We start from the raw sequence: 12,846 nt of genomic DNA on the forward strand, positions 1-12,846 counted from the left end.
GCGCTCACGCCTCCCGGTCGGGCATGCCGCCGATGACGATGCCGGCCAGCTCGCGCGCCGACTGACGCGTGAGCGGCCGCAGGTCGCTCCAGTGGATGACGGAGCCGGCGGCGAGCTGCTCGTCGTACGGGATCCGCACGATCGCGCGAACGCGCGAGGCGAAGTGCGCCTCGATCTCCTCGAGCTTGACGAGGTTCGTGCCCTGGGTCGCGGTGTTGATCGCGACGACCGCGTTGCGCACGAGCTCGCCGTACCCGTTCGCCTCGAGCCAGGTGAGGGTCTCGGAGGCGAGCCTGGCCTCGTCGACGCTGCCGCCGGAGACGATGACGATCGAGTCGGCGCGCTGCAGGGTCGCGCGCATGACGGAGTGCACGATGCCCGTTCCGCAGTCGGTCAGCACGATCGAGTAGTAGCGGGCGGCGAGGTCCGCGACCACGTTGTAGTCGTTCTCGTCGAAGGCCTCGGAGAGCATCGGGTCGGTGTCGGAGGCGAGGATGTCGAGGCGCGTCGCGTCACGGGAGACGAGCCGCGTGAAGTCGGTGAATCCCTGGATGCTCGCGGCCTTGTTGACGACATCGCGCACGGTCGCGCGCGTCTGCTTCGTCACGCGCTCCGACAGCGTTCCGCGGTCCGGGTTCGCGTCGATCGCGATGATGCGGTCCTCCCGCACGGACGCGAGCGCCATGCCGAGGAGCGTCGTGATCGTCGTCTTGCCGACGCCGCCCTTGCGGGTCAGCACAGGTACGAAGCGCGCGCCTCCCTCGAGCACCGCGTCGATGCGCGCGTCGAGCTCCTTGCGGGCGCGGACGCGGGCCGAGTCGCCGAGGTTCACGCGCTTGAAGGTCGTGCGGTAGACGAAACGCTGCCACGCGCCCTCGGGCGCCGAGCGGGGCCCGCGTCGCGGGTCGATCAGCCGATCGGCGGTCAGCATCGCGGCCGACTCGGGGCCGACATCCGTTCCCGCCATGCGCTCGCGCCGCGAGTAGTCGGCGATCGCGATGGAGCCCGTGTCCGCCGGGCTCGCCGGCGTGGTCGCGGCCGCGAGCGCCGGTTCGGAGAGCGAGATCGAGGTCGTGTTGGTCTCCAGCACCGCGACCACGGAGGGGTCGACCCCGGTGCCGACGAGGGCGACGGCTGCCTCCTCCTCCGGCGCTTCGTGGACGGGAGCCGGAAGGGCGACCTCGATCGTCAGACTCTCGGGCAGCGTCGTGGCCAGATCGTCGCCACCGGCGGGCTCGAGGCCGTCGGCCACCGAGCGGGCGCGCCCGAGGCCGCCGTCTCCCTCATCGCCGGAGGCGCGGTCGGTCACCATTCACGAACCCTTCGTCGTTCTCGTGGACGGCTCAGTCTATCGTCCGGGAATCCCCCGCCCGGCAGTGGAATGAATCGCCCTCAGTCGACGACGACGAGAAGATCGCCCGCCTCGACCTGCTGCGTGGCGGGGATCGCGAGGCGCCGCACCGTGCCGGCGACCGGACTCGTGATCGCGGCTTCCATCTTCATCGCCTCGATCGTCGCGACGGGCGCACCCGCCTCGACCGCGTCGCCCTCCGCCACCTGCAGCGTCACGACGCCCATGAAGGGCGCGGCGATCTGACCGGGATGCGCGGGGTCGGCCTTCTCCGCCTGCACGGTGTCGACGGCGATGGCGCGATCTCGGATCGTCACAGGACGCATCTGACCATTGAGCGTCGCCATGACGCTGCGCATGCCCTTCTCGTCAGGCTCGCCGATGGCCTCGAGGCTCACGAACAGGCTCACGCCCCGCTCGATCTCGATGACGTGCTCGACACCCGGCTTGAGGCCGTAGAGGTAGTCGGGCGTGCTGAGGACGGAGAGGTCGCCGAACTGCTCGCGCACCTGCAGGAACTGCTGCGTGGGCTGCGGGAACAGGAGCTGGTTGAGAGTGAGCCGGCGCTCGTCCGTCGAGCCGTCGAGCTTCGCCCGCTGATCATCGGTGATGGCTGTCGTCCCGATCTTGACTGTGCGACCTGCGAGCACCTTTGAGCGGAACGGCTCGGGCCAGCCGCCGGGCAGATCGCCGAGCTCGCCGGCCATGAAGCCGATGACGGAGTCGGGGATGTCGTACTTCTCGGGATTCGCCTCGAAGTCCGCCGGGTCGGCTCCCGCGGCCGCCATCTGCAGGGCGAGGTCGCCGACGACCTTCGACGACGGGGTGACCTTCGTCGGACGGCCGAGGATCCGGTTGGCCTCTGCGTACCAGTCCTCGATGAGCTCGAAGCGGTCGCCGAGACCGAGCGCGATCGCCTGCTGACGCAGGTTCGAGAGCTGCCCGCCGGGGATCTCGTGGTGGTAGACGCGACCCGTCGGGCCCGAGAGCCCCGATTCGAATGGCGCGTACACGCGGCGCACTGCCTCCCAGTACGGCTCGAGGTCGCTCACGGCCTGCAAACTCAGGCCCGTGTCGCGCTCGGTGTGAGCGAGAGCGGCGACGAGCGCCGAGAACGGCGGCTGGGAGGTCGTGCCCGCCATGGGCGCGCTCGCGACATCGACGGCGTCGACCCCGGCTCGTGACGCGGCTAGGAGCGTCGCGAGCTGCCCGCCCGCGGTGTCGTGGGTGTGCAGGTGCACGGGCAGGTCGAATCTGTCACGGAGCGTCGCGACGAGCTTCTCGGCGGCCCCGGCCCGCAGGAGCCCGGCCATGTCCTTGATGGCGATGATGTGCGCGCCCGCGTCGACGACCTGCTCGGCAAGACGCAGGTAGTAGTCGAGCGTGTAGAGATCCTCCGCCGGGTCGAGCAGGTCGCCCGAGTAGCAGAGACCGACCTCGGCGACCGTCGAGCCGGTCTGGAGGACGGCGTCGATCGCGGGGCGCATCTGATCGACGTCGTTGAGCGCGTCGAAGATGCGGAAGACGTCGATGCCCGTCGCAGCCGCCTCGCGCACGAAGGCTTCGGTGACCTCGGTCGGATACGGCGTGTATCCGACGGTGTTCCGGCCGCGCAGCAGCATCTGGATGGCGACGTTCGGCAGAGCCTCGCGCATCGCCGCGAGTCGCTGCCACGGGTCCTCGCCGAGGAAGCGCAGCGCGACGTCGTACGTCGCGCCACCCCACGCCTCGACGCTCAGAAGCCCGGGCGTCATGCGCGCGACGTACGGCATGACCTCGACGAGGTCCTTGGTGCGGACGCGCGTCGCGAGGAGCGACTGGTGCGCGTCGCGGAAGGTCGTGTCGGTCACGGCGAGCGGGGTCTGCTCGCGCAGAGCGCGGGCGAATCCCACGGGGCCGAGCTCGAGCAGGCGCTGGCGCGAGCCAGCCGGGGCCTCCGCCTCGAGGTCGATCGTCGGGAGCTTCGTCGCGGGGTCGATCGCGGCGGCGCCCGCGCCGTTCGGCTGGTTGACCGTGATGTCGGCGAGCCAGTTGAGCACCTTCGTGCCGCGATCCTTCGAGATGTTCGCCCGCACGAGCTCGGGTCGTTCGTCGATGAAGGAGGTGCTCAGATCGCCCGCCTGGAACTGCGGGTCGTCGAGCACCGCCTGGAGGAACGGGATGTTCGTGGTGACGCCGCGGATGCGGAACTCGGCGAGACCGCGCCTCGCGCGCGCGACCGCGGCGCCGAAGTCGCGCCCGCGGCAGGTCATCTTCGCGAGCATCGAGTCGAAGTGGGGCGAGATCTGCGCACCGGAGGCGATCGTGCCGCCGTCCAGGCGGACCCCGGCACCACCCGGCGAGCGGTAGGTCGTGATCTTGCCCGTGTCGGGACGGAACCCGCTCGCCGGGTCCTCCGTCGTGATGCGGCACTGCAGCGCCGCCCCCCGAAGGTGGATCTGCTCCTGCTTAAGGCCGAGTTCAGCGAGCGACTGCCCGTAGGCGATGCGCATCTGCGATTGCACCAGATCGACGTCGGTGATCTCCTCGGTCACCGTGTGCTCGACCTGGATGCGCGGGTTCATCTCGATGAACACGTGCTCGCCCTCGCGCTCCCCCGCCGTGTCGAGCAGGAACTCGACCGTTCCGGCGTTGACGTAGCCGATGGACCGGGCGAAGGCGACCGCGTCGCGGTACATCGCCTGGCGGACATCCTCATTGAGGTTCGGGGCCGGAGCGATCTCCACCACCTTCTGATGGCGGCGCTGCACCGAGCAGTCTCGCTCGAACAGGTGCACCGTCTCGCCGTGGGAGTCCGCGAGGATCTGCACCTCGATGTGGCGAGGGCGCACGACCGCCTGCTCGACGAACATCGTCGGGTCGCCGAAGGCGCTGTCCGCCTCGCGCATGGCGGCCTCGAGCGCGGACCGCAGGTCGTCGCGGCTCTCGACCCGTCGCATCCCCCGCCCGCCGCCGCCGGCGACGGCCTTCGCGAAGATGGGGAAGCCGATGTCGTCCGCGGCCGCGACGAGGACTTCGATGTCGGTCGTCGCGGGACTCGACTTCAGAACCGGGACGCCCGCTGCGATCGCGTGCTCCTTCGCGGTGACCTTGTTCCCCGCCATCTCGAGAACTGCGCGCGGCGGGCCGATGAAGGCGATGCCCGCGTCGGCAGCGGCCTGCGCGAGGTCCGGATTCTCGCTCAGGAAGCCGTAGCCGGGGTAGATGGCGTCGGCACCGCTCTCCTTCGCGACGCGGATGATCTCCGCGACATCCAGGTAGGCGCGCACGGGATGGCCGGGCTCGCCGATCTGGTACGCCTCGTCGGCCTTGAGCCGATGCATGGAATTGCGATCCTCGTAGGGGAAGACGGCGACCGTTCTCGCGCCAAGCTCGTATGCGGCTCGGAAGGCGCGGATCGCGATCTCGCCGCGGTTGGCTACAAGGATCTTCCGGAACATCGATTCCTCTCAGGGTGACCCGGGCAGGCCGAGGGGAGGCCCGCGATGGATCGTGGTGGCATACCGAGGTCGGCGCGTGGGCGCGCACTTCAAGACTAGTGAAGGTAGGGTCGTTCATCGTGCACGTACTGAGCATCAGCTCCCTCAAGGGAGGCGTGGGAAAGACCACGGTGACGCTCGGGCTGGCATCCGCGGCCTTCTCCCGCGGTTTGCGAACGCTCGTCGTCGACCTGGACCCGCAATCCGACGCCTCGACCGGGATGGACATCTCCGTCGCCGGGCGGCTCAACGTCGCCGACGTCCTCGCCTCGCCGAAGGAGAAGGTCGTCCGTCAGGCGATCGCGCCCTCGGGCTGGACGAAGGGCCGCTCCGGAACGGTCGACGTGCTCATCGGCAGCCCCAGCGCGATCAATTTCGACGGGCCGCACCCGAGCATCCGCGAGATCTGGAAGCTCGAGGAGGCCCTCGCGCACGTCGAGAACGACTACGACCTCGTGCTCGTGGACTGCGCGCCCTCGCTCAACGCCCTCACCCGCACGGCTTGGGCGGCGAGTGACCGCGTCGTCGTCGTGACCGAGCCGGGGCTCTTCTCCGTCGCCGCCGCCGATCGCGCGCTGCGCGCGATCGAGGAGATCCGTCGCGGACTGTCGCCGCGCCTGCAGCCGCTCGGGATCATCGTCAACCGCGCCCGCGTGCAGAGCCTCGAGCACCAGTTCCGCATCAAGGAGCTGCGCGACATGTTCGGGCCCCTCGTGCTCGCTCCCCAGCTTCCCGAGCGCACCTCGCTGCAGCAGGCGCAGGGCGCGGCGAAGCCGCTGCACATCTGGCCGGGCGAGAGCGCTCAGGAAATGGCGCGCAACTTCGACCAGTTGCTCGAGCGCGTCATGCGCACCGCCCGCATGGGCGAGTACGCCCAGCGCTAGCCGCGAGCCCGCGCGAGGATCGCGCGATCACCGTGCGCCGAGCGCACGAGGGATGCCCGTGGAGCGGGCGAGGTCAGCTCGCGCGCGTGGCGCGGCGCTGAGCGAGCTCGTCCGCCGGGTCGGCGGCGGTCGAGTCGAGATCGACGAGCGAGCTCTCGACCTCCCGCAGGACCTTGCCGACGGCGATGCCGAAGACGCCCTGCCCGCGGCTCACGAGGTCGATGACCTCGTCGTCGGAGGTGCAGAGGTAGACGCTGGCGCCGTCGCTCATGAGGGTGGTCTGGGCGAGGTCGTTGACGCCCGCCTCACGGAGCTGGTTCACGGCGGTGCGGATCTGCTGGAGCGAGATGCCCGTGTCGAGAAGTCGCTTGACGAGCTTGAGGACGAGGATGTCGCGGAAGCCGTAGAGGCGCTGGGTGCCCGAGCCGGAGGCGCCGCGCACGGTCGGCTCGACGAGCTGCGTTCGGGCCCAGTAGTCGAGCTGGCGATAGGAGATGCCGGCGGCGCGAGCGGCGACGGCGCCGCGGTAGCCGGCCTGGGCGTCGAGCTCGGGAAGGCCATCGGTGAAGAGCAGGCCGAGGTCGTACCGATCGTCGCGGCGGCTGACGTCGCTCATGGCCTCTACCTAACCTTCATCGTTAACGTGATACTTCGCATCACGTCATCCAGACTAGCGAGCCACCCGACCCCCGCCGGAGACATTCGCATCGTCGGCGCGGCGTGTCGGGCCCGACTACGACTGTAGCCTGCCGAGGGCCGATCTGATCAGGCTCGAGCGCACGATCTCGAGCTGGCCGGCGATCTCGACGGCGAGTTCTGCGGCGCGCGCCCGCGACGAGGGATCGTTGCGGCGCGAGACCGGGATGAGCGCGCTCTCGATGAGGCCGAGCTCGCGCTCGGCCGCCGCCCGGAAGCCGCGCAGGTGACGCGGCTCGATGCCCGATCGCTGTAGCTCGACGAGCGAGCGGAGCACCTGGAGCGCGTCGTCGCCGTACGTCTCGCTCGGCGCGATGAGCGAGGCCGTGACCGCGTCGCCGAGCAGCGCCGACGTGGCACCGGCTTCGCGCACGAGTTCGTCGCGGCTGTACCGGCGCTCCGTGGCGAGCATCGAGGGCGCGGGGACAGCGCCGCCGAGCGGCAGGCTCGGGGTGCGCCCGGCGTCGAGCTCGTCGAGGTAGCCGCGGATGACCTTGAGCGGCAGGTAGTGGTCGCGCTGCATCGTGAGCACGAAGCGCAGACGATCGACATCGGTCGGCGAGAACTTGCGGTAGCCGGATTCGGTGCGCGACGGCGCGATGAGCTGACGCTCCTCCAGGAAACGGAGCTTCGACGGCGTCAGATCGGGGAACTCGGGGCTGAGCTTGGCGAGCACCTGGCCGATGCTCAGGAGGGATGCCGCGGCTGTCGCGGGACGACGAGCAGCGGCGGCGGACCGCTCCGCCACTACGCGACCGGGCGTCGGTCGGCGCGCGAGGCGTAGAAGGTCAGACGGAACTTGCCCACCTGCACCTCCGAGCCGTCGATGAGCGCGGCAGTACCGTCGATGCGCTCGCCGTTGAAGAAGAGGCCATTGAGCGAGCCGAGGTCGCGGACGGTGAAGGAGGTGCCGTCGCGGTGGAACTCGGCGTGCTTGCGCGACACGGTGACGTCGTCGAGGAAGATGTCGGCGTCTGGGTGCCGGCCGGCGACGGTGACGTCGGCGTCCAGGAGGAAGCGGGCGCCCGTGTTGGGGCCGCGTCGGACGATGAGGAGGGCCGACCCGGAGGGCAGCGCGGCGATCGCCTCCTGCTCCTCGACTGTGACCCCGGCCTCCATGGCGGCGAGCTGCGCGACGAAGTCCGGACCGTAGTGGACCGTCGTCTCCGACGAGTTGTACGCCGGCGCGGCGCTGCTCTGCTCATCCCCCGTGGGGCGGGCAGACACGTTCTCAGCCATCAGTGGACCTCCTCAGGGGATTCAGCGTATCCGATGCGGCGGCCGGTGCTCCTGGCCGATTCCCCACGAGCTCGAGGGTCTGACGCAGGTAGAGCGCACCGGCCCACCAGTAGAGGAACGCGCCCCACAGGGCGAAGGCCCAGCCGATGGGATCGGAGACCGCGCGCGCATCGGGGAACGCCTGCCCGAGCACGAGGATCGGCAGCGCGTAGAAGAGGGCGAACGTCGCGAGCTTGCCCAGGTGGTGCACGGGCAGCGGGCCGTACCGATGCTGCGCGAGGACGATGCCGAGCACCACGAGCATGACGTCGCGGCCTACGATCACGACCACGAGCCACCACGGCACGACCTCGCGCACCGCGAGCGCGATCACCGCGGCGAAGATGAAGAGACGGTCGGCGGCCGGGTCGAGGAGCTGGCCGAGGCGGGTGATCTGGTCGTACCGTCGCGCGATGATGCCGTCGACGTAGTCGGAGACGCTCGAGAAGACGATCACGAGGAGCGCGGCGACATCCTGACCGGTCAGCACCAGGACGAGGAACACGGGCACGAGCGCGAGCCGGATGGCGCTCAGCAGATTCGGGATCGTGAGGACGCGCGTGCTGACGGGGGGGCGGCTCGCCGGGGGCACTGCGTCGGCTTCGCTCACGCTGTCAGTGTAGTGAGGCGCGGCGCGCCCGAGCCGACCGATATCGCGAGCCCGGGTTATTCTTCCGCGCATGTCGTGCATCCGCTTCAACACCCCCGCCCAGCGCCGGCAGCTCGCCGCGAGCGCTCCCGTGCGCGCGACCTCCCCCGACCCGGTGGCGCAGTTCCTCTCGCCCTCCGTGACGGCGTCCAAGATCGCGCGCATCCGTCGCCTCGCGGGCGATGCGAACCCGAAGATCCGCGAGAGCGCGGCGCTGTCGTACCACGCTCCTGACGAGGTCTACGCGGCTCTCGCGAAGGACCCCGTCGCGAGCGTGCGCGCGTGCGTCGCCAAGAACGAGCACACGCCATGCGACGTCCTCCGTGCGCTCGCGTCGGATGCCGACGAGACCGTCCGCGCGTGGGTGGCGATCAACTACGCCGTTCCCGCCGACGCCATGGAGCGTCTCGCCGAGGACGAGAGCGCCACCGTCCGCGGCCTCGTCGCCTGGAAGGCTCAGCTCGCCGCCGAGAGCGCGGCCTCCGCCGAGCCGGCGCGCGTCTAGCGCCGTCGCGCGGCGCGGTCGGCCGGTGCGAGGCTCCCCGCCGCGGCCATCCGCGCCGGCACGACGCGCGCGAGCCCGGCGATGACCTTGTAGCGCAGCGTCGGGATCGACACCGAGCGGCCCCGGTCGATGTCACGCAGGGCGAGCCGCACGAGGTCGCGCACATCGAGCCAGAGCGGCCCGGGCACGCCCGTCGTCGCGACCCCCATCCGCTCGTGGAACTCGGTGCGCGTGAAACCTGGGGCAACCGCCGTGACGCTCACTCCGAGACCGCGGTACCGGAGGTTCGCCCACCGCGCGAACGAGACCCCCCAGGCCTTGGCTGCGCCGTAGCTCCCGCGAGGGGTGAAGGCCGCGACGCTCGAGATCAGGACGATCCGGCCCTCGCCGCGCGCGAGCATCCCCTGCATCGCCGCGTGGGTCAAGCGCAGCGGCACGCCGACGTGCAGGTCGAGGTGGCGGACCTCGTCGTCGAGCGGCGACGCGGCGAAGTCGGTCACGAGACCGTGACCGGCGTTGTTGACGAGCAGGTCGACCGGATCCGCCTCGTCGCGCACGCGGCGCTCGACCGCCGCGACTCCTGGCTCCTCGAAGAGGTCGGCCGCGATCGTCTCGACCCCGACGCCGTGGCGCGAACGCAGCTCGGCCGCGACCTCCTCGAGCCGGTCGGCGGTGCGCGCGACGAGCACGAGATCGGTGCCGCGGGCGGCGAGCTGGCGGGCGAACTCAGCGCCGATGCCGGCCGTCGCTCCCGTGATGAGAGCCGTCGTCATAGCGCTACGGTAGCGGCGCCCAGCTGGACGGACCGCTCGAGCCCGCCGGGTACTCCTCGAGCGGGACCCGGTCGGCGCGCCACGCCTCGAGGACGGGCTCCACGATGCGCCAGCACTCCTCCGCGACGTCGCCGCGGACGGTGAAGGCCGCGTCGCCCTCGAGAACGTCGCCGAGCACCTCGCCGTACGCGGTCAGCTCTCCGGCCGTGAACTCGGCGTCGAGGCTCACCCGATCGAGCTCGCCCGGGTCGCCCGCCCCGTTGATGTCGAGCTCGATCGCCAGTCGCTCGGGGCTCAGCGCGATCGTGATCGCCGGGGCGCCGCCGGCGGGCTCGAGGCCGTGCGGAAGATGCGGTGCCGGGCGCATGCTCGCGCGCACGTGCGTCGAGGGGGCGCCGAGGGCCTTGCCGCTGCGCAGCACGATCGGCACGCCGGCCCAGCGCGGCGTGCCGATCTCGACGACGACCTCGGCGAGCGTCTCGGTCGATCGGCTCGCGTCGACGCCATCTTCGGAGGCGTAGTCGGGCACGGTCTCGCCGTCGATCGCTCCGGCGGTGTACCGGGCTCGTCGGCTCGCGGCCTCGGCATCGCCGTCGCGCACGGTCGTCGCGCGCAGCACCTGCATCATCGCGCCGTGGAGGTCGTCGGCCTCGAGGCTCGACGGGAGCTCCATCGCGGCGAGCGCGAGCACGAGAAGCAGGTGGCTCTGGATCATGTCGACGAGCGCCCCGGCCGTGTCGTAGTACCCGGCGCGCCCTTCCAGCGCGAGCGACTCGTCGTAGACGATCTCGATGCGATCGATGCCGTCGCGGTTCCACACGGCCTCGATCACGCGGTTGGCGGCGCGCAGTCCGATGAGGTTCGCGACCGTCGACTTGCCGAGGAAGTGGTCGATGCGGAAGACGCGGTCCTCCGGCAGCAGCTCGGCGAGCCGGGCGTTGAGCTGCGCGGCGCTCGCGCGGTCGACCCCGAACGGCTTCTCGAGGGCGAGCACCGTGCCGTCGGGGAGGTCGACGGCCGCGAGCGCCTCGACGGTCGCGCGCGCGGTCGAGGGCGGGATGGCCAGGTACAGCAGCGGGTCGCGGGTCGCGGCGGCGAGGAGCGCGCGCAGGGCATCCGCGTCGGTCGCATCGGTGCGCACGTATCGCGCCCGCTCGAGGATGCCCGGCAGCGCGTCGCCCGCCGACTCCCCGAGCGTCGCCCGCAGCAGGTCGCGCCAGCGCTCGTCGCTCCAGTCGCTGCCGCCTGCGCCGATGAGCTCGAGCTTGGCGCAGCGGCCGACGGCGAGGAGGCTCGCGAGCCCGGGGAGCAGGAGCCTCTCGGCGAGGTCGCCGGTGGCGCCGAGGATGATGAGGGAGCGGTCGCGGGAGGAGGGCATCATTCCACGCTAAGCGCGAGAGGGTGCGAGACGGCGGCTCGTGCACGGAGTTCGGAGGAAGCTCCGATTGGCTGGGAGGATGCCCGCCCCCATCGAGGACTACGCCGTCATCGGCGACTGCCACACGGCCGCGCTCATCAGTCGGCAGGGGGCGATCGACTGGCTGTGCCTGCCGCGGTTCGACTCGGCCTCGATGTTCGGCGCCCTGCTCGGCACCGAGGAGCACGGGCAATGGCTGCTGCGACCCATCGGAGCCGTCGAGTGCGCGGAGCGCCACTACGAGGAGGACACCCTCGTGCTCGTCACGCGCTGGCGGTCGCCGACCGGCGAGATCGAGGTGATCGACGCCATGCCCCACGGAGACCGCCGAGCCGACCTCGTGCGCCGCGTGCGGGGCATCAGCGGCGAGGTCGCCGTCGAGCAGTTGCTGCGGATCAGGTTCGACTACGCGAGCGCGATGCCGTGGATGCGGCAGGGGGGCACGGACGAGCATCCCGCTCTCGTCGCGATCGCGGGGCCGGACGCGGTCGTCGTCCGAGGGCCTCGCTTCCGTGCGGTCGATCACGCGCACCGCGCCGAGTTCGTCGTGCGGGAGGGAGAGACGGTGGACACCGTGCTCACCTGGTTCCCCGCCCACCGGGTCGCGCCGGAGCCCCTCGACATCGACGGGCAGCTCGATCGCACCCGCGAATGGTGGCGCGACTGGGCGAGCACGTGCGCGGCGCCCGGCGCCTACGACGAGCACGTGCGGCGGTCGCTGCTCGTGCTGCGCGCGCTCACGCACGAGGACACCGGCGGCATCGTCGCCGCGCCGACGACGAGCCTGCCGGAGGACATGGGAGGCAGCCGCAACTGGGACTACCGCTACGTGTGGCTGCGCGACGCCGCGCTCACGCTCGAGGCGCTCATGCTGCACGGATATCAGACCGGCGCCGCCGAGTGGCGGGCGTGGCTGCTGCGCGCGATCGCAGGCGACCCGCAGGACCTGCAGATCATGTACGGCCTCTCGGGCGAGCGGCGGCTGACCGAGTACGAGCTCGACTCGCTGCCCGGCTATCGGGGGTCGGCGCCCGTGCGCATCGGGAACGGCGCGTACACGCAGTTCCAGGGCGACATCTTCGGCGAGGTGCTCATCGCCCTCGATCGCGCGCGCGACCTCGGCATCGAGGAGGACGAGTTCTCGTGGGCGCTGCAGACCGAGCTGCTGAAGCACGCGGAGAAGCACCTCGACCGCCGCGACAACGGCATCTGGGAGATCCGCGGACCGCACCGCACCTTCACGCACTCGCGCGCGATGCTGTGGGCGGCCTTCGACCGGGGCGCGCACGCCGTGCGCGTGCACGGCCTCTCCGGCGACGCCGAGCGCTGGGAGGCGCTCCGCGACGGGCTCCGCGAGGAGATCATGCGCAACGGCGTGAGCGAGGGCGGATGGTTCGTGCAGCACTACGAGACCGAGGAGGTCGACGCCTCGCTGCTGCAGCTCGCGCACATCGGCTTCGTCGCCTACGACGACCCGCGGATGCTCGCGACCGTCGCGCGCATCGAGGAGACCCTCCTGCGCGGCGGCCTGCCGCTGCGCTACCGCACCGAGTCGGGGATCGACGGGCTGCCCGGGGACGAGCACCCGTTCCTCGCGTGCGCGTTCTGGCTCGTCGAGAACTACGCGCGGGGCGGACGCCTCGACGACGGCGTGGCGCTCATGGACCGCCTCGTCGGGCTCGCGAACGACGTCCGGGCTCCTCGCCGAGGAGTACGACGTCGACGACGAGCGCCACATGGGCAATACGCCGCAAGCCCTCTCGCACCTCGCCCTCGTGCGCGCAGCGGATGCGATCGCGACCGAGCGCAAGCGG

General features: G+C 71.2%; 10 protein-coding genes and 2 pseudogenes. 4 read left to right on the forward strand and 8 right to left on the reverse strand.

Going from position 1 to position 12,846, the window contains the following annotated elements; genetic code table 11:
* Nucleotides 1–4 precede the first annotated feature (4 nt).
* Complete coding sequence (locus tag FHX53_RS04255; protein WP_182490059.1) at nt 5–1,312, reverse strand: MinD/ParA family ATP-binding protein; 1,308 nt, start codon at nt 1,310–1,312, stop codon at nt 5–7.
* Between the two features lie 80 nt (nt 1,313–1,392).
* Entirely contained in the window at nt 1,393–4,791 is a 3,399-nt protein-coding gene (locus FHX53_RS04260; protein ID WP_182490060.1) for a pyruvate carboxylase, read from the reverse strand.
* A 119-nt stretch (nt 4,792–4,910) separates the two neighbouring features.
* Between FHX53_RS04260 and FHX53_RS04265 the strand changes: the two genes are divergently transcribed.
* Nucleotides 4,911–5,714, forward strand: coding sequence for an AAA family ATPase (locus FHX53_RS04265; protein WP_182490061.1), 804 nt, complete (start codon nt 4,911–4,913; stop codon nt 5,712–5,714).
* Nucleotides 5,715–5,787: 73 nt separating this feature from the next.
* On the opposite strand, the gene FHX53_RS04270 is transcribed toward FHX53_RS04265, so the two are convergent.
* From FHX53_RS04270 to FHX53_RS04285, 4 genes are all read right to left on the reverse strand, one after another.
* Nucleotides 5,788–6,330 carry a MerR family transcriptional regulator gene (locus tag FHX53_RS04270; RefSeq protein WP_182490062.1) on the reverse strand — a complete coding sequence of 181 codons (543 nt, stop codon included), beginning with the start codon at nt 6,328–6,330 and terminating at the stop codon, nt 5,788–5,790.
* A gap of 117 nt (nt 6,331–6,447) precedes the next feature.
* Nucleotides 6,448–7,158: a transcriptional regulator FtsR gene (gene ftsR, locus FHX53_RS04275; protein WP_182490063.1), complete on the reverse strand. Its 711-nt coding sequence runs from the start codon at nt 7,156–7,158 to the stop codon at nt 6,448–6,450.
* Entirely contained in the window at nt 7,158–7,649 is a 492-nt protein-coding gene (locus tag FHX53_RS04280) for an FHA domain-containing protein (protein WP_182490064.1), read from the reverse strand. The genes ftsR and FHX53_RS04280 overlap by 1 nt, the downstream gene beginning before the upstream one ends.
* Entirely contained in the window at nt 7,642–8,298 is a 657-nt protein-coding gene (locus FHX53_RS04285; protein WP_343050802.1) for a CDP-alcohol phosphatidyltransferase family protein, read from the reverse strand. The genes FHX53_RS04280 and FHX53_RS04285 overlap by 8 nt, the downstream gene beginning before the upstream one ends.
* 70 nt (nt 8,299–8,368) lie before the next feature.
* Here FHX53_RS04285 and FHX53_RS04290 point away from each other — a divergent pair, with 70 nt between their 5' ends.
* Nucleotides 8,369–8,842: a hypothetical protein gene (locus tag FHX53_RS04290; RefSeq protein WP_182490066.1), complete on the forward strand. Its 474-nt coding sequence runs from the start codon at nt 8,369–8,371 to the stop codon at nt 8,840–8,842.
* Here the strand turns inward: FHX53_RS04290 and FHX53_RS04295 are convergent.
* A complete protein-coding gene (locus FHX53_RS04295; protein WP_182490067.1) occupies nt 8,839–9,615 on the reverse strand; it encodes an SDR family NAD(P)-dependent oxidoreductase in 777 nt (258 codons plus the stop codon). The two genes, FHX53_RS04290 and FHX53_RS04295, sit on opposite strands and share 4 nt — an antisense overlap.
* A gap of 4 nt (nt 9,616–9,619) precedes the next feature.
* On the reverse strand, nt 9,620–10,993 hold the full coding sequence (locus tag FHX53_RS04300) for a glucose-6-phosphate dehydrogenase (RefSeq protein WP_246335391.1): 1,374 nt from the start codon (nt 10,991–10,993) through the stop codon (nt 9,620–9,622).
* A 79-nt stretch (nt 10,994–11,072) separates the two neighbouring features.
* Here FHX53_RS04300 and FHX53_RS14145 point away from each other — a divergent pair.
* Together FHX53_RS14145 and FHX53_RS04305 are read left to right on the forward strand one after the other, a co-directional pair.
* Nucleotides 11,073–11,390 (forward strand): annotated as a pseudogene (locus tag FHX53_RS14145) (trehalase-like domain-containing protein); the annotation flags it as partial.
* A 69-nt stretch (nt 11,391–11,459) separates the two neighbouring features.
* Nucleotides 11,460–12,846: pseudogene (locus FHX53_RS04305) on the forward strand (glycoside hydrolase family 15 protein); the annotation flags it as partial.

It is taken from the genome of Microcella alkalica (assembly GCF_014137945.1).
GTDB classification, from domain to species: Bacteria; Actinomycetota; Actinomycetes; order Actinomycetales; family Microbacteriaceae; genus Microcella; species Microcella alkalica.